We start from the raw sequence: 22,357 nt of genomic DNA on the forward strand, positions 1-22,357 counted from the left end.
GGAATTGAATTGCCTCTTCCAGCCTTTGCTGGCCGGGCGCGCCATGTCCGTTTCGTCAATCATCGTTGTTGCCAACGCGCTTCGTCTTCGCCCTGCTGGCCGCGCGATCGACGCGGTGACATCGCGCATTCCCTTCCACGACGACAGACCCGCGGCGGGCTCCGTTCCAGGCGGCAGGGTTTCATCGCAGTCCCTCATTCGGGACTGACCGCATCGTCGCCAGCGGGGGGCCGAATGCCAGGCGGATCGCTTCGCACGCGCTCGGTCGCGTGGCCTCGCGCCAACATGGAGTGGCGACACGAATTATGCGGCCCCGAGTTCCCAATTGCGGGATCGGCTCCTAGTCGGGAAGAACGTACCATATCTTCTTGGCGAAGCCGCGCTTGTCGAGTGCCCAGGTCGTGCCGGTCACGATGGCGCGTCCATGACGGCATTGGAAACTATGCCCGGTGTCATGACCCGTGATCGCAAGAGCCAGGTCACGGCCGTCGTCGGCGCCCGGATTCTCCAGGCAGTACTTTGTGATCTGCGGAATGTTGCGCGCCATGTTGATCTTCACGCAGGGCAGGTTGGCGCCGATGGAACAGACCATCACCTTGCCATCCATGCAGCGATAATTCGCGTCGACCTTCAAATGGGCGTCGAGTTCGCTCGGATTCTCCCGGGACGCGTCGCCTCCGCCCCGGAATGTCTCATAGGCACGCAGCGTCCGATCGCGCAGGTCCGGTGTGTATTCGCGGACGGTGTCGTCGGTGCCGACCCGTGCGCAATAGGTCGGAAGATCCTCGTTCGCTCCTTTCCCGATCCTGGCGGCGATGGCGGGCGCCGGAAGGCCACTCACGGCAGCAGCGACACAGCACGAAGCGGCAAGGGCGAGTTGCTTGATCATGGCGATCTCCAAACAAATGTCAGGAACGTCCGGAACGTCTCGCTCAAGCCGACCGGCAAAACAGGCAGCGAAGGCCTGCAGCACCACGGCGGCCGATGCACAGGGCCGTGAGGCCCGCGACTGCGCCGGCAGAAGCAAAGGCCAGGACGATGTAGGGCATCGATAGACCCTTCAGCCAATCCGGCAGGCGGAAAGCGGCCCCCATTGCCAGATGAGGCACCAGGAAGAAGCCGATGAGGAACCCTGCCAGACTATGTGATTGCAACATCAGGAGCGCGATGATGCCGCCGGCGGCCGCGCCGAATCCCAATGCGTGTCGCCGCCGGGTCATTCCGGCCGCACCCGCGAGGCTCCACAGGGGATAGCCCACGACAAGGCAAACCATCGCGGCGATCGGGATGATGTAGACTGCCAGGAAAACGATGGTAAACGCCTCATAGGCGGGAATGGAAAGCCCGCGGCCGGCCGCCAGCTCCCTGGCCCATCCCAGGAGCAAAGGCACCAGCAAGGAAAAGCCCGTCAGCACCATCCAAGTCGTAACGCCGGCGGCCAACAACCCGCGGATTCGATGCGGTCGATTTTCTGAAAAGGCAGATCTCGGATCGTCTTCCATCGCGCTGCTCCCTTTGGGGGTGATCGCTAATGGTTGGCTCGACTGTCAGATCATTCCGGCAGAACCGAAATAGGACCTTGATTATCTTACAGGCGAATTATTGGATCTGTTGTGTCGAGCGTAACACCAAACAAAACCGGCCGGCTATCGTTTCCCGGCCTTGGCCGTGCGCCCCGAAATCCTGGGCATCGCCTGACGAATACCGGGTCGCGACTTGCAGATCCGCAGGGGCCGGGTTGCAGCCCATAGCGCCAGGACTTTTTTACCGCTTCTATACGCCTTCGAAACGCAGGCGTTCCTGTCGGATGGCATCGAACAGGAAATCGGCCACGACCCGGATGCGCTGTGGCGGTTGCGCGCCATGACGGGTCAACAGCCACAGCTCACGCAATGGCGGTCCATAAGACAGATCAATCTCTACAAGACCGGGATCATCCGCTGCGAGGAAATGCGGCAGCAAGGCAATGCCAAAGCCCGCACGCGCCGCTACGATCTGTCCCGTGATATTATTGCAGCGCAAGGCCATTGGCGCATTTTCGAATTGCGCCGCGAGCCATTGCGCCTCGGGAAAATCGGCCCCCGCCTCGTCGAAGCCAATGAAACGCGGTGAGGCACCGGCAACGAGCTGTTCACGCCATACCGGCGTTCCATAGAACCGATAGGCAAGACTGACGACCCGGCGTGCCCTCAGTTCCCCTTTTTCCGGCCGACCGATGCGCAGCGCAATATCGGATTGATGCCGTCTGAGACTGAGCGGCCGGCGTTCCGCGTTGATCTCGAGTTCGAGAAGCGGGTGCTGTTGTTGCAAGGCAGCGAGCTTGGGAATGACGAAGCTCTCGGCCAGGCTCGGTGTCGTAGTGACGCGGACAAGACCGGTCAACGCGGTTTCGGGCTCCAGCTGCGACAGAGCGGCAGCCGCGCTTTCCATGGTATCGGCCGCCTGCAATGCCTGCCGGCCGGCATCGGTCAGCTGATAGCCATTGGGGTCGCGTTTGAAGAGCTTGACCTGGACGGCGGCTTCGAGTGCGGCAATGCGGCGGGAGACCGTGGCGTGATTGACCCGCAAGGCGCGGGCGGTCGCCGACAAGCTGCCATGGCGCGCCAAAGCCGCAAAGAAGCGCACATCTTCCCAATCGATCCGGCCTGTGCGAAAATGATCATGCATTGCGCAATATTAGCGAATTTTCGCAGAGGCCGCGACGGCCTAATTTGCCCCCATGAGAGCGATGCCGAATGGCGCCAACAGGCGCTTCGGCCTCTCCAGACAGGGAGCAAGACCTTGAATATGATGATCAATCCGGAAGATCCCCATCCGCGCGAACGGATCAAGGTACTCGACAGCGAAATGAGCTACGTGGCCGTCGGCACGGGCGACCCGATCGTTTTTCTGCACGGCAACCCGACCTCATCCTACCTCTGGCGTAACGTCATTCCCCATGCCAGCGGGCTTGGACGCTGCCTGGCTCCCGACCTCGTCGGCATGGGACAATCAAGCCCGTCACCATCCGGCGCCTATCGCTTCATCGATCAGTCGCGCTATCTCGATGCATGGTTCGAGCAACTCGGCCTTACCGCCAATGTCACTCTGGTGCTGCATGACTGGGGGTCAGCGCTCGGCTTCTATCGCGCTTTCCGGCATAGCGAACAGATACGCGCCATCGTCTACATGGAGGCGATCGTCGCCGAACGCCATTGGGCGGAGTTCCCTGCAGGGCGCGACAAATTCTTTCGCGCCCTGCGCTCGGAACAGGGCGAGGCGCTGGTGCTCGACCAGAACTTCTTTATCGAAACCGTCCTGCCCAAGAGCATCATCCGCCCCTTGGGCGAGACCGAAATGGACGCCTATCGCAAGCCATTCGTGCAACGCCAGGCCCGGTTGCCAACCCTCATATGGCCGCGTGAACTGCCGATCGAGGGTGAGCCGGCGGATGTGCTGGCCATTGTCCGGCAATACAGCGCCTGGTTAGCAAGGGCAGCTATCCCGAAGCTGTTCGTCAATGCCGAGCCAGGCGCAATCCTTACCGGCCGGGCACGCGAGACATGCCGCAGTTGGCCCCATCAGCGCGAAGTGACGGTCAAGGGTATCCATTACGTCCAGGAAGATTCGCCGATGGAGATCGGCGAAGCTCTGCGCCACTTCCTAGAGTCTCTCGACGAAGCCAATAACGGGTAGCAAATCGGCCTTGCCGAATAGCCGGGCCGATCTCACGAGAACGCGGGCCGTCCTGATGACGGCCCGCTCCGCCGCGCTTGCCTATACGGACAAGGTTAGCCGGCCTTGGGGAGCGTGCCGTAGGCGAGCTTGCCCTTGTGGAACACGGCATTACGGACAGGCAAGCGCGCGACGGCCTCGGCCGAGCAGCTGGCGGGAAGGAGATTCATGCTCGCCTCGTCACCCACCTTCGGCCAGACCTGCTCGCCCTTGTCGTTGAGCGGGGTGACAAAGCCGGTCGCATATCCGAGCGTGCGATTGATCTCGAACTCCGTGCTGCGATACTGGATGCGGGCGATTTCGTTGGCTTTCTGCAGCATGTCGCAATTGCCGAACGAATCCCACCAATCCATGGTGCTGTCGGTACCGCAGATCACCTTGATGCCGGCTTCGTGCAGTTCACGCAGCGGCATCGCATCCTTGCCCAGGGGAACTGCACTGGCGAGGGTAACGCCCAGCGCCTTCATGCGGGCAGCAATGTCGCTGAGCTCTTCCTTGGAGAGTTCGGCCAGCGAATAAGCGTGGCTGAAGGTCACGTTACCCTGCAGCTGCTTGTTCTTCTCCATGTGATCCATGATGCGGTTGAAGGCGGGAATGGCCGTCTGACGCGGCTCATGGATGTGGATGTCGATCCCGACGTTGAAATCGATCGCGAGCTGGACCGTCGTGTCGACCGATTTTTCCATGGCATTGTCGAAGGCGGAAGGATCGACGCCGCCGACGTAGCTGACGCCGCCTGATTTCAGCGCTTCGCGCATCAGTTCGACACTGTTGGAGGCGAGCAGACCGTGCTGGGGAAAAATGATGATCTTGGAGTCCAGCGTATCCTTGAAGCGCTCGAACGACGCCTTGAGGTGCTCGAGATTGCCGAGCTTGCTGACAGGATCGACATTGCAATGGCTGCGGCAGACCGTAGTGCCGTGCGAATGCATCAGGCGCACCATCGCGGCGGTACGTTCCTCGGCCAGCGGTAGAAGCTTGAGCAGAATCTCGCGTTCCTGGGCGATGCGATCGGCTCGGCCATGCTCTCTTGGCAGCGTCGCTTCCCACGGACCGCCATAGAAGGTCTTGTCCAGGTGGATGTGCATGTCGCGGAAGGTCGGCAAGAGCAACTGGCCCTGCGCGTCATAGGTCGCCATGCCCGCCGGGATGGCGGCCTTGCTGTCGAGGATCTCGGCGATCTTGCCGCCAGCGATGCGCAGCGTCTTCAACTCGGTACTGGTGTGGGCGATGACCGGAGCATCGAGCCACGACTTCTTCTCCTCGACAAAGCCCGTCTCGAGGCGGACGTTGAGCAGGTGATAGGCATCCGGCAATTTCGTCACATCGCTGACGGGTGTCGTGACGGCACCGACATCGATCATGGATTTCCCGTCTGCCGCCTTCGCGCCCGCCGCCAGGCCAAGACCCAGCGCCAGACTGCCGGCACCGGCTCCCGCCATAAAGCCGCGTCGAGACAATTCCACTTGTGAGCCATTCATATTTCCTGCCCTCCCGAGCCAGCGAGCCGCGCTCACTAATTGTATGCATTATTTATAATAAATTGCATACTTATATGACACGCCCGAGTCAAGTCAGGGGAGAGACCCCGGGCGCTCGATTGCACTGTCGCGCCGCTTATGAAAGGCAACCACATGCGATCAGGCTGGAAAAATTCACATATCTTTTGAATGGCACTCCTATCGAAAATCACTTTCGATTTTCGAATGCAATTATTGTATGTAAAATATAGGAAATATGCGTACAGAATTATCCTCAAGGACGCACCTCGCATGCCCGGGCCGCAGGATCAGGCATCCATCAAACGAGTTGGCAAACCCTCGCGATGGCAAATGCATGTTCACGGCGATGACAAGCGACTGGACACCCACAATATTCGCATGCAATTCCAAGAGAGAAGCGTTGGAGCCGGAGATCTCGAATGGCAAAGAAGGTGGGCGACATCGGCGGTGGCCGCTCCCAGGCCGTTCACCGAGCCTTGAAGCGAGCCATCCTCGACCAAGCGCTGCCGCCCGGATCGAAACTCCCGGAGGACTCGATCGGCGAGCGGTTGGGCGTCAGCCGCACGCTCGTCCGTGAGGCGCTCGTCCGCCTGAGCCAGGAAGGGCTTGTCGAGTTGCGACCCAACAAGGGAGCCGTGGTCTCCCATCCCAGCCTGGAGGAAGGCCGGAACCTGTATCTCACGCGCATCGCACTGGAACGCCTGGTCGTCGAGACCCTTTCGGGAAGCCTGACGCAGGAACAGATAGACACGCTATCGACCCATATCGCCGCCGAGGAGGCTGCCAGGGCCGAGCACGCGGCGTCGATACGCCTGGCCGGCGAATTCCACACATTGTTGGCCCAGATGACCGGCAATGCCAGTCTCATACGCTATGTGAACGAACTGGTCGCGCGCAGTTCGTTGATCCTCGCCCTCTACGGCAGGCCGCACTCCTCCGAATGCGCCGTATCGGAGCATCGGGAACTGCTGGACAAGCTGATCGCCGGCAAGACCGACGAGGCGGTCGCCCTGATGACACACCACCTCGACTCGATCACGACGCGCGCCTTGTTGCCCCGGAAAGACAGCCTCGCGGACGCTCTTCATGCCTATGCGGTCGCCGAGGGCCTGGCCTAGCGCCGATCCATGGAGAGCCATCCTCAGGTCGGGTCGGCGCCCATCACGAGACCTTCGATGTCGTGCTTCTGGCTGATCGGCACCAGTTCGTCCACAACCCTGCAAACAAGATGCCGTTTCGCAATATCAGGCAAGGCTTCGTACCAGTCATGCGTGACCATCATGTCGTGCAGATCGGCATGCCCTGCCCCCGGCGCATCGACGCCAAGGACCATGACGGGCCGCGCGATCGGCGATTGATGCTCCGTTCCCCGGTGGACCGTCAGGGCAGACCGGCAGGAAATATCACCACGGTGCGGATATTTGCGAGTCGCCCGCTCCTGGAAGCGGCCCCAGAGCGGCTTGTCCGGAAACATCTCATGCTTCCATTCGCGGCCGTCGTCATACTGCGTGCCGGGCGCGATTTCGAAAGGCCCCATGTCCTCGGTGACATCGACGCCGGTGAGATTGAAGGCGAGCGAGGTAATTTTCCGATCGCGATAAGTGTCGGCCGGTGACGGGAAATCGCGATGCCAGGGCTGGTATTTCGCACCCTGGAACGGCACGTCGAAGCCGATTTCCACGATCTGGTAATCGGGTCCGAGTACATGGGCGCAGACATCCACGACCCAGGGATGGGTAATGAGGTCCACGAAACCGCGAAAGGCCTGCGGATGTATTTCGACATACCAGCGGCGCGGACCACGACCGACGGCGCCGCCGGGCCTTTGAATGGCTGCCCAGAAAGCCGTCATCATATCTTCGCGCATGTCGTCGGCCCATTCAGGGCTGAAGGCGCCTTTCAATCCAATGATGCCATCCTCGACGAGTTGCGCCACCTGGGAGGCGATATCGTAATTGAACGAGGGGTGCGTGGTCATCCGGCCGTCTCCTCCCTTTTGCGGAGACGCTATCGCAGCTAATAATTATTAGTCAATGGTCGAATTTTATTAGCTTGTGTAGCTTGCGTAGGGTCGGATCCCGAATGGGGGACATGTGAACAGCCGGAAAACCAAGAAGCGCGTGACGATGATGGACGTAGCGAAGGCAGCGGGCTGCTCGCAGGCTACGGTGTCCGTCGTCCTGAACGGCATCACGGATATCAAGATCTCTCCCGACCTGCGCATGCGGGTGCAGAATGCGGCGCGCTCCCTCGGTTATGGAATGGGAAGTCCGATTCGGCGAGCGAACCTCGAAGAACTGCGGGGCAGTTGCATCGGCTTCATCGTGGACCAGTTGGCGACGACGCCGGAAGCCGTCAATGCCATTGACGGCGCCCGACAGGCATCCTGGGAAAACGACGTCACCATTCTAGTGGCGCAGACCCAAGGCCGTGCCGAGCACGAACGCAAGGCGGTGGCCCGGCTTCTCCAGGCGGGCGCACAAGGTATCGTCTATATGTCGATCTTCACCCGCCGCGTTTCACTGGATCCAACTTTCGACGACCTTCCTGTCCCCCTGGTCTTGCTCAATTGCTATACGAGCGATGACCGCTTTCCAGCGGTGGTCCCCGACGAGGCGACAGGCGGGCGAATGGCGACCGTCTCCCTCATAAGAAAGGGTCACAGGCGCATCGGCACGATCGTGGGAGAAAGCTTCATGGAGGCGGCCCAGGACCGGCTCGCCGGCTACAGGCAGGCGCTGATGGAGGCTGGCATTCCCTATGACGATCATCTGGTCGCCGAGGGGAACTGGACGCCGACCTCCGGCTTCGAGGCGACGCAAAGGCTCCTGTCGCTCGAGGAGCCGCCGACCGCCATTTTCTGCCAGAACGACAAGATGGCAATGGGATGCTTCAACGCGATCGTCGAAACTGGCCTGAGGATACCGGCGGATCTGTCCGTCGTCGGATATGATGATGACGAGCTATCACGTCACTTGCGGCCCCAGTTGACGACGCTCGAGCTTCCGCATCGAGCCATGGGTGCCTGGGCCATTGAGCAACTTGCAAGGAAGTCCGCATCGTCGGCTCGCCGCATTCACAAGATCGGATGCACGTTGATCGAGCGAGCCTCTTCGGACCGTCCAGCTGTCCGCAGAAGATGAATTCCGACATCGCCGGCCTGGAATCCTGATCGTTGGCAATGAGTCCGGATGCGACTGCCGGCAATCCAGGCGCCGATGTGACGCTGACACCGGTCTACCTCTACGACATCCCGGCACGCACGCAGAACCATCTCGAACCCCAGACCGCTCGAACTCTTGCCAGCCACGGCAATATCGCCGGCAGCAAGGACCTGGGGCGCAAAGGAGACGCTCGAAGCCGGTCTTCAGATTTCCAGGGAGGTCGACGGATTCCAGGTCTGTCCGGCCCCGATCATCTGGTGCTGTAGGCGCTCGAGAATAAGGCTGCCGGCTGAATATCAGGCCCGGGCAAGGCGATGCCGCCTATCCTGGCCGATAACTTGAGGGCCTTCTTAAACCTCCGGAATATTCTCTTTGAACACCACTTGCAGGCGCGGCGGATGGGCAATGATCGGCTGATCCCGCAAGGAGTGGATCAGCGTATTCAGCGCTTCGCGCGCCTCCACACGCGGGTTCTGGTCGATGACCGCATCGAGCGTACCGTCCAGCAGCAACGGCTTGGTGTCCTCGGTGACCTCATGCCCGACGAAGACGACCGAGTTCGCACGGCCGCATTCTTTCAGGGCACGGGCAATGCCGGGAATGCCGGCACCGATATTGTAGATGGCGGCGAGGTCCGGATGATGTTGCAGCAGCGCCTTGGTTTCCGCATAGGCGCGTTCGTTGTCGTCGCCCATTTCGCGAAGCTCCACGATGCGCAGCCCGGGATTCTCCTCGGCAAGGATGTGGCGAAAGCCCATCTCTCGTTCCTCATGGCCGCGATAGGACAATGACCCGGCCAGCAGCCCGACCTTGCCCGTCCTGCCGGCACCCATGAAGCGGCCGGCGAGATAGCCGGCAAGGCGGCCCGCCGCCCGGTTGTCGATGCCGACATAGGCGACGCGCGGCACGGACTGGATGTCGGAAACGATCGTCACGATTCTGACGCCGGTGGCCGCCAGCGACCGGATCGCCTCGCGCACGGTGGGATGATCCAGCGCGATCACCCCTACGCCGTCGGTTTCCCCCTGCAGGTCGTAGAGCGCCCGGGCGAGCCTGTCCGGCGTGAAGTCGTCGACCGTGTGGATCCGCGCGTCGACACCGGCGCGATAGGCCGCCTGCTCGCCAATCTGCTCGCACAGCTTGCGCATGAAGGCGTTGGAACGGGAGGGCAGCACGAAATCGAGGCGCAGGCTGCGCCCGCTTCCCGCATCCTGCGCCGCGCCATCCTCGAGCACATAACCGAGGCGCTGGGCGGTCTCCAGAATGATCTCGCGGGTCCGGCCGCGTACGCCTGGGCGCCCGTTCAGGACACGATCGACCGTTGCCGACGAAAAACCGGCCTCTCGCGCAACGTCTGACAGGGTGGCACGCAATCTGGAACTCGCCTTCCGAATGCGGCACGGATGCCGCCTTTTGTGATTCTGATTGAAAATGATGGATTTTTTGCGGGCCGAGTGCAAGCGACACCCAGGCCCCGGAAATTGCCGGCCGCTATTTATCCACCTGTTTTAGCTTGTGTTTTCGACATCTTCTTCAAGTCTTCCAAGCCGGATGATTTACAATGATTTCAAATGATGTTGACATCAAAATCCATCAACATCAATATCGCCCGAAAGGTCGGACAAACAGACCTAGGGAGGATGCATGAACGAACCCAGGCATTTCGCGCCGGATGCCCCGGTGCGCACCAGGCGCTACGCGATCGGCTGCATCGGTGCCGGCATGATCATGGCCGAATGCCATCTGGCGGCCTACAGGGAGGCGGGCTTCCCCGTCGTCGCCATCGCGTCCCGCACCAAGACGAATGCCGAAAAGGTTGCCGCCCGTTGGCAGATCCCGACCGTACATGACACGCCCGAGGCCCTGATCGAGGATACCGACGTCGAGATCCTCGATCTTGCCTTTCCGCCGGACCAGCAGCCGGCCCTCATCCGCCATGCCCTCAAGCAAAGGCACGTCAAGGCGATCCTCGCCCAAAAGCCGCTTGCCCTGTCCTTGTCGGAAGCCATCAAGCTGCGGGACGAGGCCGAGGCCGCCGGCAAGATCCTCTCCGTCAACCAGAACATGCGCTACGACCAGTCGATGCGCGTGCTCAAGCAGGTCCTCGACGCCGGCGACCTCGGGCAGGTGGTGTTCGCCCAGATCGACATGCATGCAATCCCCCATTGGCAGCCCTTCCTGCGCAATTACGACCGGCTGACGCTCGCCAATATGAGCGTGCATCACCTTGACGTGCTGCGCTTCCTGTTCGGCGATCCCGACGAGATCACCACCCTCACCCGCAAGGACCCCCGCACCACCTTCGACCATCGCGACGGCATCACGATCTCGACGCTGCGCTTTCCCTCGGGGGTGCTGGCGCTGTCGCTCGAAGACGTCTGGTCGGGCCCGAGGCAGGAAGGCTATCGCGACGACCAGCACATCACCTGGCGCGTGGAGGGAACCGAAGGCGTGGCCAAGGGCAGCATCGGCTGGCCCACAGGCGCCCCGTCCACCTTCAGCTATGCATCGGCCAAGGCCACGGGCGGCGAGTGGGTCACGCCGCAATGGCAGACCATGTGGTTCCCGCACGCCTTCATCGGCGTGATGGAGCAGCTTCAGCATGCGGTGGAAACCGGAACCGCCCCGGCCCTTTCGGTCGCCGACAATGTCAGGACGATGGCGCTGGTGGAGGCGGGATATCGCTCCATCACGGAAAGCCGCACCGTCAGGCTCAGCGAAATACCCATCCATTGAAAATCAAGAAATATCGATACGGGAAGGAAATCGACCATGATGCAGGCAGGTATCTTCACCGGCTATTTTCCTTATAGCCTGGAGGAAACGGCGAAGAAGATCCGTTCGCTCGACTTCAACACCGTGCAGCTCGACCTGCATTTCAAGGATGTCGACCTCTCCGCCGGCCAGATCACCAAGGACAAGGCGAAGAAGGTGCGCGATACCTTCCGCGACCACCATCTGCCGATCTGCTGCATCTCCGGCTACACCAACATCATCCATCCCGACAAAGCCGAGCGCGAGAAGCGCGTCGGCTATCTCAAGGAGATCATCCGCAATGCGCGCCATTTCGGCTCGCCCTATGTGATTTCCGAGACAGGAACCTTCAACACCGAGTCCGATTGGGTGCATCATCCCAGGAACAAGACCGAGGAAGGCTTCGAGGAATGCCGCAAGGTGATCGCCGACCTCGCCCAGACGGCCTATGACCACGGCGCGGTCTTCCTGCTCGAAACCTATGTGAACAATGTCGTCGGCTCGGTCGAGGAAACCGTGCGCATGTTCGCCCAGGTCGACCATCCCGGCCTCGGCCTGCTGATGGATCCGACCAATTATTTCGAGACCCACAACATCGACCGGATGGACCAGATCCTCAACCAGGTCTTCGACACGCTCAGTGACAAGATCCGGATCGCCCATGCCAAGGACGTGAAGCGTTCGGGCGACGACAAGAGCGAGAAACATGCCGATATCGGCGACGCGGATGCCCTCGAAAGCCATACCTTCCGTGGTGTCGGCGAGATCGAACTGCCCGCCCCCGGCCTCGGCTCCCTCAATTACGATCTCTATTTGCAGCGTCTTGCCCAGAAGCACCCCAACATTCCGGTGATCATCGAGCATCTGTCCGAGGAGGACGTGCCCCGCGCCAAAAAATTCCTCGACGGCAAGTTCCGCGACAACGGTCTTTGAAGGTCGAGGGAGGCGAACATGTTGAAATTCGGACTGAAGCTCGCTGTCGCAGCCGCCTTGCTGGCCATGGCGATCACCGCGCCGCAGGCGCAGGAGCAACAGAAGACCTTCTACCTTCTCTCCCATGGCGGGCCGTCCGACGCGTTCTGGATCGACTGGAACGCCGGCGCCACCAAGGCCTGCGACCAGCTCAAGGTCACTTGCAAGATTTCCTTCAGCGGCGGCGACATGGCCGCCCAGAAGGAGGCCTTCAACTCGGCCATCGCCGCCAAGCCGGATGGCATCGCCACCACTTCGGCGCAGCCAGGTCTGTGGACGGAGGAAGTGAAGGCCGCCAAGGCAGCCGGCATCCCGATCATCTTCTACAACACCGATGACGTCGCCACCGGCCGCCAGGCCTATGTCGGCGCCGATCTCAAAGAGGCCGGCGTCACCTGGGCCAAATATCTGGTCGACAAGAAGCTGGTGAAGCAGGGCGACAAGGTCTTCCTGCCCGTCGAAGTGCCCGGCGCCAGCTACCAGCAGCTGGAGACGGCGGGCATCGCCAGCGTCTTCGATCCGCTCGGCATCAAATATGACGTGGTCGATTGCGGCACCGATCCGGCCGGCATCATCGCCAAGATGACGGACTACATGATCGCCAACAAGCCGCCGGCGATCATCGCCCTCGGCGACTCCGTGGCCGCCAGCGTCAAGCGGGTCTTCGAGGGCGCCGGTGTTTCGGCCGGCCAGATCCCGGTGGTCGGCTGGGGCAATTCGAGGGAGACGGCCGAGGCGGTCAAGGCAGGCTATGTCAACGCCGCCGCCTGGCAATACCCCTCGGCGCAAGGCTTCATGCCCGTCGCCCTGCTCAACCTGGCCGCCTCGGGCCAACCCATCGGCTACGACGTGCACACCTTCAGCCTCTACGACGCTTCCAGCGTCGAGCCGATCCTGAAGCTCTACGCCGGCAAGTAACCGAAGGGGCCGGCCCCGGCCGGAACCCTCCTTTTCGCAGCGAATGGGACCGTCATGGCTTTGGTCGTGGAAAACAACACTCCCGGAAGGAGCCTGCGGGCGAGCCTGCCGCGCTCGCCCCAGATGGCATCGCTCGTCATCCTCCTCGTGGCCCTGGCGGGCTTCGCCGTGGCCGACGCCAATTTCCTTTCCCCGCTCAACATCACCAACATGATGGCGTTCCTGCCCGAGCTCGGCATCATCGCGCTCGGCATGACGCTGCTGCTGACGGCAGGCGAGTTCGACCTTTCGGTCGGCGCCGTCTTCGCACTGGCGCCGGTGCTGGTGATGCTGCTGGTGCAGCAGGGCGTGATAGATATCGGCCCGGCCCTGCTGGTCGGCCTCCTCCTCTGCGTCGCGATCGGCTGGGTCAACGGCGTGATCGTGACGAAGATCGGCATCTCCTCCTTCCTCGTCACGCTTTCCATGCTGCTGATCCTGCGCGGCGTGGCCCTCTACATCACCCAGGGCTTCCCCCTGAAATCGTGGGACCAGCCCGGTCCCTGGGTGACGCTGCTGGCCGGCAGCTTCCAGGCCGGAGCCTTCAAGCTCTACACCTCGCTATGGTGGTTCATCGGCCTCACCGGCCTGTGCATCTATCTGCTGAACTACGCCAAGCTCGGCAACTGGATCAGCGCCATCGGCTCGAACCGCAATGCCGCGGTCGCCCGCGGCGTGCCGGCCGATGCCGTGAAGATCTGGCTGTTCATCCTGACCTCGGTGCTCGCCGGGCTTGCCGGCATGATCAGCGCCTTCCGTATCTCCGCCGCTTCCCCGGTGGCCGGCACCGGCTATGAACTCGAGGTCATCGCGATGGTCGTGGTGGGCGGCACCGCCCTCACCGGCGGACGAGGCACCATCTTCGGCACCGTGGTCGGCGTGCTCATGCTGCGCGCCATCCGCAACGGCATCGTACTGATCGGCGTGCCGGGCCTCGCCTACAACATCTTTCTCGGCGGCATCATCCTGGTGATGCTGATCCTGCACGCCCTGCTGCAGAAGAATGGCGGGAGGCGCCGATGACGAGAGAAGTGCTGCGGCTCGAAAACCTGCGGAAATCCTTCGGCAGCGTGCAGGCCCTCAAGGGCGCCTCGCTGACATTGCGCGAAAGCGAGGTCGTCGCCCTGCTCGGGGACAATGGCGCCGGCAAGTCCACCCTGATCAAGGCGATCTCCGGCGTCCATCCGAGCGATGGCGGCGCCATCTATGTGCGCGGCGACAAGGCCTCCATCCGCTCGGCGCGCGATGCGATGGATCTTGGCATCGAGACGATCCATCAGGACACCTCCCTGGCGCCGGATCTCAGCATCGCACGCAACCTCTTCCTCGGCCGGGAGCCGGTGAAGCTGAGCTGGCTCGGCGTATTCGCCCCGATTGATTTCGGCGAGTTGCGCCGCGTGGCGGCGGCCTTGCTGAAGCGCGTCGGCATTTCCAAGAAGCTCGACGCCGATGCCCTGGTCTCCACGCTCTCCGGCGGCGAGCGCCAGTCCATCGCCATTTCCCGCGCCATGCAGTTCGCCGCCAAGGTGATCATCCTCGACGAGCCGACCAACAATCTCGGCGTGGAGGAGACCCATGGCGTGCTGCGCTTCGTGCGGGAGATGCGCGATGCAGGCCACAGCGTGCTGTTCATCACCCACAACATCCACCACGTCTTCGAAGTCTGCGACCGCCTGGTGGTGATGCGTCGCGGCGAGGTCGTCGCGGAGAAGACGGTGGCGGAGACCGACCTCCTCACCGTGGAAGGCATCATCATGGGCGTCGACATCAAGGCGCTGCTCAAGGATGCGAAGGCGCATTGAGAATGGTCGAACTGTTCGGACGCTCCCTCACGCGCCGCCAGATCGGCGAACGGGCCGGCATGCTGTCGCAATTCGCCGGCGTGCGACTGATGACATTGGGCGACGGCGTCGAACGCGGCATCCGCATGCTGGAATTCCGTACCGGCACGGGCCTGCGTTTCACCGTGCTGGTCGACCGCGCGCTCGACATCGCCGACTGCGAGTATCGGGGGCAATCCATCGGCTGGCATTCCCCGACCGGTTTCCGGCATCCGGGCCTGCATGAATATGAGGGGGAAAACGGCCTTGCCTGGGCCCGTTCCTTCTCCGGCCTCCTGGTGACCTGCGGCCTCGATCATATCCTCGGGCCGCAGGAAACGCCGGCCGACAGCTACAATTATCCCGGCAAGAAGAGCATCAAGCATTCGCTGCATGGCCGCATCGGCACCATTCCCGCCCGCCTGACCGGCTATGGCGAGAGCTGGAACGGCGAGCACTGCGTGCTCTGGGCGGAGGGCATCGTGCAGCAATCGGCCGTGTTCGGCGAGGACCTGCATCTCCTGCGACGCATCGAGGCCGATCTCGGCGGCAACGAGATCCGCATCCGCGACCGCGTGGTCAATCACGGCTTCCGGCGCACGCCGCACATGTATTTCTATCATATCAATATCGGCCATCCCGTGCTTGACCAGGGCTCGCGCTACCTCGCCCCCATCGAGGATGTCGCCTGGGCTGCCCATGCCGGTGAGGCCTATCGCCAACAGGAGATCGGCTATCGCGTGGCCCCCGCCCCCCAGGTCGGCTTCCGCGAGCAGGTCTGGCAGCACAGGCTCGCCGCCAATGCCGCCGGGGAACAGCCGGTGGCCCTCGTCAACGACCGCATCGGCCTGGGACTGATGGTGGTGACGCGACAGGACCAGTTGCCCTGCCTCTATCAATGGCAGAACTTCCAGCCCGGCGAATATGTCCTCGGCATCGAGCCCTCGACGCATCACGTTCTCGGCGATCTCGCCGCGCGCGAGCGCGGCGAAATGATCTGGCTGGAGCATGGCGAGGAACGCCCCTATCAGGCGACCTTCAAGGTCCTCGATGGCGCCGCCGAGATCGCGGCGGCGGAAGACCTCATCACCGGTATCGCCCGGCAGCCCTCGGAGGACTTCCCCCCGCCATCCGGACTGTTCCCACAACTGGAGGGGCGTTCGTGACGAGGGCGGGATGGATGAGGAAGATGCGGGCGAAGGCCCGGAAAACCACACGAAATGAACGGCATGGCCATGGCGACGATGCATAGGAAACGGGATTACAGCCTGGTCGGCGACAGCACGCGCCAGGCCATCGAGACGGGCTTGGCGTCGGCGGAATGGTACCACACCGACATCCCCCGCAAGGTCATGAAGGAGTTGATGCAACGTTCCGACGGGCCTGCGATCCGCGACACCGTGATCTGGATTGCGGCCATCCTCCTATCCGCGGCCGGCGGCATCTGGTTCTGGGGCAGCTGGTGGTGCCTTCCCTTCTTCTTCGTCTACGGCGTGCTCTACGGCTCCTCCAGCGACTCGCGCTGGCACGAATGCGGCCACGGCACCGCCTTTCGCACCCGCTGGATGAACGACGTGGTCTACCAGATCGCCAGCTTCATGCTGATGCGCAATCCCGTCACCTGGCGCTGGAGCCACGCCCGCCACCACACCGACACCATCATCGTCGGGCGGGATGCCGAGATCGCCGTGATGAGGCCGCCGGACCTGATCCGGCTGGTGCTGAATTTCGTCGGCATCATCGACGCCTGGTATTCGCTGATCGCCCTCGGCCGCAACGCCTTGGGAACCCTGACGCCTGACGAGCAGAGCTTCATTCCCGAGATGGAACGGCACAAGGCCGTGACGGCAGCACGCTGGCATATGGCGATCTATCTTGCCGCCATCCTCGCTGCGCTCGCCGCCCGGTCCTGGCTGCCGCTGATGCTGATCGGCCTGCCGCGCCTCTATGGCTGCTGGCACATGGTGATGACCGGCCTACTCCAGCATATCGGCCTCGCCGACAATGTGACAGACCACCGGCTCAACACCCGCACCGTCTACATGAACCCGATCAGCCGCTTCATCTACTGGAACATGAACTACCATGTGGAACACCACATGTTCCCGATGGTGCCCTATCATGCCCTGCCCAGGCTGCATGACCTGATCAAGCATGACCTGCCCGCACCGAACCCGTCGATGTGGCACGCCTATCGCGAGGTGTTTCCGGTCGTGCTGCGCCAGCTTCGCAACGAGGATTATTTCCTGCTGCGGGAGCTGCCGCCCACCGCCCGGCCCTATCGCGCCGAATTCCATGAATTGGCCGTGGCCGCGGCCGCGGCCGCCGAGTGAGAACCACGCAATGACCCGCACCAGACCCACTGTTGCCGACCTGCGCGCCCTCAAGGGCCGTAAGCAGCTGACCATGCTCCGCGTCACCACGCTGGAGGAGGCCGAGGCCGCCGAGCGGGCGGGCGTGGACATCGTCTCCATTCCGCCCGAGCTGATCCTCGACCCGCGCTATCGCGATGCCGCGCCGAGCCTGTTCTCCATGCCGGGCGAGAACTTCTATGAGATCGGCACGGCCGACGACTTCGTGCGCTGGTCGTTCCGCATGATCAAGGCCTCCGCCGATGCGGTCTATTGCAGCGCCTCCTATGCTACGATCAAGCGCATGGCGGACGAGGCGGTCCCCGTCATCGGCCATGTCGGCCTGATCCCCTCGCGCAAGACCTGGACAGGCGGCTTCAAAGCCGTCGGCAAGACGGCCGACAGCGCCCTGCAAATTTTCGAGGCCGTCAAGCAGCTCGAAGCAGCCGGCGCCTTCGGAGCCGAGATCGAGGTGGTGCCGGTGGAGGTCGCCGAGGCGATCGCGCAGCGCACCAGCCTCTTCATGCTGTCGATGGGGGCCGGCGCCGGCTGTGACGCGCAATATCTGTTCGCCGAGGATATCCTCGGCATGAACCGCGGCCACATGCCCAGGCACTCCAAGGTCTACCGCAATTTCGCTGCCGAATATGATCGCCTGCAGGCCGAGCGCGTTGCGGCCTTCCGCGAATATGTGTCGGATGTGGGCGCCAATGCCTATCCGCAGGAACGGCACATCGTGCATATGCCGCCAGATGAATTGAAGGCGTTCATGACGAAGCTTGAGGTGAGCTGAGGCTGGCCTCCAAATCAGGCCTGATGCCGTAAGAGTCCCCGCTATCGCTTCGCTTGCTGCTGGAAGCCCGTATCCATTTTGGGTCACGGTATTCCATCATCACAGAAGAACATCCCGTATGTCCGCCTGCAGCACAGGCAACACATCGGTCTCGAACCACGGATTCTGGCTCAGCCATCTGTTGTTGTGCCAGGACGGATGAGGCAACGGAAACCTGCGCATCCGCGGGTCGCTTTGATAGGCCTCGCGCCACCGCCTGACCGTTTCATTGACACCCCATCGTCCGGCTTCCGGTCCGAGGTGCCAACGCTGGGCATAGGAACCGATGACCAGCAACAGCCTCACATTCGGCATTTGAGAGAACAGCCGGGAGCGCCAGAGCTCTGCGCACTCCCGGCGGGGCGGCAGATCGCCGCCGTTCGACGTCAATCCCGGAAAGCAAAATCCCATCGGCAGAATGGCAACCTTCGACGGATCGTAGAAGCTCGCTTCGTCAACTCCCAGCCACCGCCTCAAACGCACGCCGGACGGGTCGTCGAAGGGACGACCGCTCTTGTACACTCTGGTTCCCGGTGCCTGGCCGGCTATGCAGATACGCGCATCTTGCGATGCCTGAATGACCGGCCTTGGCTCATGAGCCAGCGGCATGCCGTACCGGGGGTCATCGCGGCAGATGCGGCAGGCGCGGATACTGCTCAGCAGTGCCTCAAACGGGGAGGCCTGGTCGCTCGTCTTTGAAACGTGGGGCTCGAGGGGCGTCACTGATTTCATTGAATGGTCACCGCACGGCCTTCATGGCTGCTCCGCGGCTGGGCTATTGCGGGGTGCCGGATAGATAATCGTCGCGTCTGCTTCGACCATGGCACCCGTCGTGAGTTGCGCACGCTCAAGGCGCCCCTCTCCCACGATGTGGAAAACGATCTCTCCCTCGGCGATTAAATAGTCCGCCACGATGCGGCGGTGACATCGCCACCACACCGCTTCCGAACACATGATCGCCGAGCGCTTCTTGTGTCCCTCGCTGCGCAGGCGCTCCAAGCCTTCGTGGAACTCACCCGAAAGTGCATAGTCGGCATAATTGTGGAAGCTCTCGTTTGTCCAAAAGCCATTGCGATCCCAAGGGAATGCTCCGAACTTGCCGCGAAGGCCACCAAGCGCAGCAATGTAATCGTATGAAATCTGGCAGGCCGAGAGGGAGCCGGGCAAGCGATCCTGATTGAATTGCGGGTTGGCTCTCGACATCGGGATCTTCCTGATATCGACGAGCAGCTCAACCTGCGCCTGACGCAGAAGGTCGACAAACTCTTCGATGCGCCGGTTGGAATGGCCGATGGTGAAGAAGGGCGGCTTCACGCGCCTGGTTCACACATGGTCGAGGGCACTGCCCTTGTGAGCGGCGATATGGTCGGTCTTGTCGCTCTTGATCTCATATTGGGGATCGTCTTCCGTCGCACGGTGGATATGCCCCTTATAGTCGAAATCACGTGTATGGATCGCGATAATCGTCCCCGATACGCGGCCCGCCTCGGAATTCCAGGTCACGTGATCGCCGATCTCAAATCGTTTGGTCGTCCCGCCAACTCCTCCTTCCGTCGGAAGCCCACTCCCACACGCGCGTCATTTCGATCCTGGTCATGGGCGTGATGGACGGCCGAGGCAGTCTCGCCTGCTTGGGCGGCTTGCGGCGAAGTCAACCTGATCCCGCCGCGCATTCATGCTGCCATTCTCCACCGAGACAGCGCTCGACGACAGGCCGACTGAATCACGCTCCACGACCACAAGAAGCCTCGCTTCCTGGCCTCGCGAAACAACATTTAACATAACAAAACTTCTGATCAGCAAGAAGCCGGCCTAGCGTGTTCCCTGCTTCTGCTGCCCCCAGCGGAAGCCAAATCGACCGAGCCCCGCAACGCTTGGTCAACAGGCCCGGTCGCCCCACCCAAACCTCAGCGACCGGGCCACCTGCCACCGCACCGTCCGATTGCCGGAAAACGTCGAGTTGGCTCTGCGACAGCGATTTTCCTGACGCGTCCCCGGAGCGATGCCTCGTCGCGGCCGGCCAATGCCGCTGTCGAGAAGAAGGAGGGCCTAACCGCTCATTGGGATCCGGTTGGCAAGTTCCCTCGCAATGCCCAGAAAAGCGCGGATGGCTTTGGCATCGCTTCGCTCGCTCAGGCAGACCAGCGCCTCTTCCATCAGCATTGGAGGGCCCGAGATCGGGATTCTCATGAGCCGGCCGTCGTTGCCGAACTCGGCCTCGGAAACGAAACCAAGGCCGGCGCCCGAAGCCACGATCTCACGGACAGCTTCGCGTCCCTCTGCCTCGATGGCATATTTCAGCCTGATGCCGGCATCGGCCGCCCCGTCCTCCAGGCGCTTGCGGGTCTTGGAGCCACGCTCGCGAATGACGAGGGGCATCGTGGCCAGATCGGCAAAAGAAAGGCTCTTGCGTCCACCAAGGTCGAAATCTGCCGCGGCAAAGGCGACGATCGGCGTGGCGTTGAGGGCGATGATCTCGAAGTCGCGGCCCGCCGGCACCTCCCCCACGACACCGATATCCGCTTCATAGTTGAAGAGGCTCTTGATGACCGTTTCGGTGTTGCCCGACCGGACGGTGACATGGACCCCCTGATAACGCCGGCGGAACTCGCCCATGATATGCAGCACGTGGTGGGCCGCATCGGCGACGATGCGGAGCGTCCCGGCCCGAAGAGAACGGGATTCCGACAAGAGTTCGAGAGCCTGATTCTCCATTTCGAACATGCGCCGTGTGATGGTCAAAAGGCGCTCCCCGGCTTCCGTCAGCACGACCTGCTTGCGCTGCCGATTGAACAGGAGCGTGTCATATTCCTCCTCCAGCTTGCGAACCTGGTCGGAGATAGCCGGCTGGGTCAGCAGCAATTCGCTGGCGGCCCGCGAAAAGCCGCCCGAGATCGCCACATAGTGAAAGGCGCGAAGTTGAACATAGCGCATCGGCGATCATCCCCAGGGCTCGATATCGTCCACATATAATCACAGCTTATATACGGATACAAAATAACGATTTTTAGAATAGATTGTGCCGGTCCTATATGGTCGCCGAACGAACGGCATCTGATGAGGACCGGCCCATGCACGATGGTGCGTCGACGCAAGCTTTTGCCCCTCCCCTGCTCGGTGAGCCCTATCTACTGACCCCCGGCCCGCTGACCACTTCAGCCGAGGTGAAACAGGCCATGCTGCGCGACTGGGGCTCCTGGGATGCCGATTTCCGTGCCATGACCGTCGAGCTTCGGCGGGGCCTGCTCGCTTTGACCGGCGACCGCAGGGGCGACTATGATTGCGTGCCCATGCAGGGGTCCGGCTCGTTCTGCGTCGAGGCCATGCTCGGTTCCTTCGTCCCCAGCAACGGCAAGGTCCTTGTCCTGGCCAATGGCGCCTATGGTCTGCGGGCCGCCGAAACCATGCGCTATATTGGCCGCCCCTACACCCTCATCGACAAGGGCGACTACCTGCCTCCGCGCGGCGAGGAAGTTGCGGCCGCGCTCGACGCGGATCCGGGGATCACCCACGTCCTCGCCATCCATTGCGAAACCTCCTCCGGCATTCTCAACCCGGTGGCCGAGATCGCCGCCGTGGTCGAGAGCAAGGGACGCAAGCTCCTCATCGATTCCATGAGTGCCTTCGGCGCCATCCGCCTCGACGTCAACGAGATCGCCTTCGAGGCCATGGTGTCCTCCGCCAACAAATGCATCGAGGGCGTGCCGGGCTTCGGCTTCGTGATTGCCCGCAAGGATGCGCTGAAGGCGGCTGAGGGTAACAGCCATTCGCTCAGCCTCGACGTCCACGCGCAATGGGCCACGATGGAAAAGACCGGGCAGTGGCGCTATACGCCACCCACCCATGTGGTCGCGGCCTTCCTCCAGGCCCTGCGCATGCATACCGCCGAGGGCGGCGTGGCAGGGCGGGGTGCCCGCTATATCAGGAACCGCGATGTGATGGTAGCCGGCATGCGCGAGCTCGGCTTCGAGACGCTGCTCTCCGACACCTGGCTCTCGCCCATCATCGTGACCTTCTTCTGCCCCGCCGATCCGAATTTCGTTTTCAGCCGCTTCTACGAACAGATGAAACAAAAGGGGTTCATCATCTATCCCGGCAAGCTGACGGTGGTCGAGTCCTTCCGCATCGGCTGCATCGGACGGATGGATGAGCATGTCATGCGCAAGGTGGTCGAGGCGGCCCGCCAGTCCCTCGCCGAGATGAAGGTTGCTTCCGCCGCCCCGCCCGCCGACGCCATTGCCGAACGCGCAAAACTCGCCGCCTGAGGCGGCCCTTATTGAAGGATCGATCC

General features: G+C 62.2%; 22 protein-coding genes and 1 pseudogene. 13 read left to right on the forward strand and 10 right to left on the reverse strand.

Features of this window, described 5'->3' with window-relative positions:
* Positions 1-340 precede the first annotated feature (340 nt).
* From ACTJKX_RS08715 to ACTJKX_RS08725, 3 genes are all read right to left on the reverse strand, one after another.
* Positions 341-889 (reverse strand): hypothetical protein, encoded by a 549-nt coding sequence (locus tag ACTJKX_RS08715; protein WP_440725018.1) that lies wholly within the window; start codon positions 887-889, stop codon positions 341-343.
* A gap of 43 nt (positions 890-932) precedes the next feature.
* Positions 933-1,442, reverse strand: coding sequence for a hypothetical protein (locus ACTJKX_RS08720; protein ID WP_440725019.1), 510 nt, complete (start codon positions 1,440-1,442; stop codon positions 933-935).
* Positions 1,443-1,773: 331 nt separating this feature from the next.
* Positions 1,774-2,667 (reverse strand): LysR family transcriptional regulator, encoded by an 894-nt coding sequence (locus tag ACTJKX_RS08725; RefSeq protein WP_394311441.1) that lies wholly within the window; start codon positions 2,665-2,667, stop codon positions 1,774-1,776.
* 123 nt (positions 2,668-2,790) lie between these two features.
* Here ACTJKX_RS08725 and ACTJKX_RS08730 point away from each other — a divergent pair, with 123 nt between their 5' ends.
* Complete coding sequence (locus ACTJKX_RS08730; protein WP_440725160.1) at positions 2,791-3,675, forward strand: haloalkane dehalogenase; 885 nt, start codon at positions 2,791-2,793, stop codon at positions 3,673-3,675.
* 95 nt (positions 3,676-3,770) lie between these two features.
* On the opposite strand, the gene ACTJKX_RS08735 is transcribed toward ACTJKX_RS08730, so the two are convergent.
* Positions 3,771-5,195 (reverse strand): amidohydrolase, encoded by a 1,425-nt coding sequence (locus tag ACTJKX_RS08735; RefSeq protein ID WP_440725020.1) that lies wholly within the window; start codon positions 5,193-5,195, stop codon positions 3,771-3,773.
* 440 nt (positions 5,196-5,635) lie between these two features.
* Between ACTJKX_RS08735 and ACTJKX_RS08740 the strand changes: the two genes are divergently transcribed.
* Positions 5,636-6,334: a GntR family transcriptional regulator gene (locus ACTJKX_RS08740; RefSeq protein ID WP_440725021.1), complete on the forward strand. Its 699-nt coding sequence runs from the start codon at positions 5,636-5,638 to the stop codon at positions 6,332-6,334.
* Positions 6,335-6,357: 23 nt separating this feature from the next.
* Here the strand turns inward: ACTJKX_RS08740 and ACTJKX_RS08745 are convergent, their stop codons facing one another.
* A complete protein-coding gene (locus tag ACTJKX_RS08745) occupies positions 6,358-7,152 on the reverse strand; it encodes a phytanoyl-CoA dioxygenase family protein (RefSeq protein WP_440725022.1) in 795 nt (264 codons plus the stop codon).
* Positions 7,153-7,309: 157 nt separating this feature from the next.
* Between ACTJKX_RS08745 and ACTJKX_RS08750 the strand changes: the two genes are divergently transcribed.
* Positions 7,310-8,359, forward strand: coding sequence for a LacI family DNA-binding transcriptional regulator (locus ACTJKX_RS08750; protein WP_440725023.1), 1,050 nt, complete (start codon positions 7,310-7,312; stop codon positions 8,357-8,359).
* A gap of 71 nt (positions 8,360-8,430) precedes the next feature.
* Positions 8,431-8,670, forward strand: a pseudogene (locus ACTJKX_RS08755) (dihydrodipicolinate synthase family protein); the annotation flags it as partial.
* A 60-nt stretch (positions 8,671-8,730) separates the two neighbouring features.
* Here ACTJKX_RS08755 and ACTJKX_RS08760 read toward each other — a convergent pair.
* Positions 8,731-9,753, reverse strand: a complete 1,023-nt coding sequence (locus ACTJKX_RS08760) for a LacI family DNA-binding transcriptional regulator (protein ID WP_311936835.1) — start codon at positions 9,751-9,753, stop codon at positions 8,731-8,733.
* 271 nt (positions 9,754-10,024) lie between these two features.
* Here ACTJKX_RS08760 and ACTJKX_RS08765 point away from each other — a divergent pair, with 271 nt between their 5' ends.
* From ACTJKX_RS08765 to ACTJKX_RS08800, 8 genes are all read left to right on the forward strand, one after another.
* The gene (locus tag ACTJKX_RS08765; RefSeq protein WP_394311462.1) at positions 10,025-11,116 is read left to right on the forward strand and encodes a Gfo/Idh/MocA family protein; all 1,092 of its coding nucleotides are present in this window, start codon (positions 10,025-10,027) and stop codon (positions 11,114-11,116) included.
* 36 nt (positions 11,117-11,152) lie between these two features.
* Entirely contained in the window at positions 11,153-12,067 is a 915-nt protein-coding gene (locus ACTJKX_RS08770; protein WP_367624714.1) for a sugar phosphate isomerase/epimerase family protein, read from the forward strand.
* Positions 12,068-12,085: 18 nt separating this feature from the next.
* Complete coding sequence (locus ACTJKX_RS08775) at positions 12,086-13,024, forward strand: sugar ABC transporter substrate-binding protein (protein ID WP_440725024.1); 939 nt, start codon at positions 12,086-12,088, stop codon at positions 13,022-13,024.
* A gap of 54 nt (positions 13,025-13,078) precedes the next feature.
* Complete coding sequence (locus ACTJKX_RS08780; RefSeq protein ID WP_394311466.1) at positions 13,079-14,086, forward strand: ABC transporter permease; 1,008 nt, start codon at positions 13,079-13,081, stop codon at positions 14,084-14,086.
* Positions 14,083-14,865 carry an ATP-binding cassette domain-containing protein gene (locus ACTJKX_RS08785; protein ID WP_394311467.1) on the forward strand — a complete coding sequence of 261 codons (783 nt, stop codon included), beginning with the start codon at positions 14,083-14,085 and terminating at the stop codon, positions 14,863-14,865. The genes ACTJKX_RS08780 and ACTJKX_RS08785 overlap by 4 nt, the downstream gene beginning before the upstream one ends.
* Positions 14,866-14,867: 2 nt before the next feature.
* The gene (locus ACTJKX_RS08790) at positions 14,868-16,049 is read left to right on the forward strand and encodes an aldose 1-epimerase family protein (protein ID WP_440725025.1); all 1,182 of its coding nucleotides are present in this window, start codon (positions 14,868-14,870) and stop codon (positions 16,047-16,049) included.
* Positions 16,050-16,118: 69 nt separating this feature from the next.
* Entirely contained in the window at positions 16,119-17,216 is a 1,098-nt protein-coding gene (locus tag ACTJKX_RS08795; protein WP_440725161.1) for a fatty acid desaturase family protein, read from the forward strand.
* Positions 17,217-17,226: 10 nt separating this feature from the next.
* The gene (locus ACTJKX_RS08800) at positions 17,227-18,027 is read left to right on the forward strand and encodes a 3-methyl-2-oxobutanoate hydroxymethyltransferase (RefSeq protein WP_367624719.1); all 801 of its coding nucleotides are present in this window, start codon (positions 17,227-17,229) and stop codon (positions 18,025-18,027) included.
* A gap of 99 nt (positions 18,028-18,126) precedes the next feature.
* On the opposite strand, the gene ACTJKX_RS08805 is transcribed toward ACTJKX_RS08800, so the two are convergent.
* The 4 genes from ACTJKX_RS08805 to ACTJKX_RS08820 all read right to left on the reverse strand — a co-directional run bounded on the left by ACTJKX_RS08805 (position 18,127) and on the right by ACTJKX_RS08820 (position 21,000).
* Positions 18,127-18,798 carry a uracil-DNA glycosylase family protein gene (locus ACTJKX_RS08805; protein WP_440725026.1) on the reverse strand — a complete coding sequence of 224 codons (672 nt, stop codon included), beginning with the start codon at positions 18,796-18,798 and terminating at the stop codon, positions 18,127-18,129.
* 21 nt (positions 18,799-18,819) lie between these two features.
* Entirely contained in the window at positions 18,820-19,380 is a 561-nt protein-coding gene (locus tag ACTJKX_RS08810) for a DUF488 domain-containing protein (RefSeq protein ID WP_440725027.1), read from the reverse strand.
* Positions 19,381-19,389: 9 nt separating this feature from the next.
* Positions 19,390-19,569: a DUF2945 domain-containing protein gene (locus tag ACTJKX_RS08815; RefSeq protein ID WP_440725028.1), complete on the reverse strand. Its 180-nt coding sequence runs from the start codon at positions 19,567-19,569 to the stop codon at positions 19,390-19,392.
* Positions 19,570-20,115: 546 nt separating this feature from the next.
* Positions 20,116-21,000: a LysR substrate-binding domain-containing protein gene (locus ACTJKX_RS08820; protein ID WP_311936868.1), complete on the reverse strand. Its 885-nt coding sequence runs from the start codon at positions 20,998-21,000 to the stop codon at positions 20,116-20,118.
* A gap of 137 nt (positions 21,001-21,137) precedes the next feature.
* On the opposite strand from ACTJKX_RS08820, the gene ACTJKX_RS08825 reads away from it, so the two are divergent.
* The gene (locus ACTJKX_RS08825) at positions 21,138-22,331 is read left to right on the forward strand and encodes a 2-aminoethylphosphonate--pyruvate transaminase (protein ID WP_440725029.1); all 1,194 of its coding nucleotides are present in this window, start codon (positions 21,138-21,140) and stop codon (positions 22,329-22,331) included.
* Positions 22,332-22,357 lie beyond the last annotated feature (26 nt).

Source organism: Labrys sp. 22185 (assembly GCF_052045555.1).
Lineage (GTDB): Bacteria > Pseudomonadota > Alphaproteobacteria > Rhizobiales > Labraceae > Labrys > Labrys neptuniae.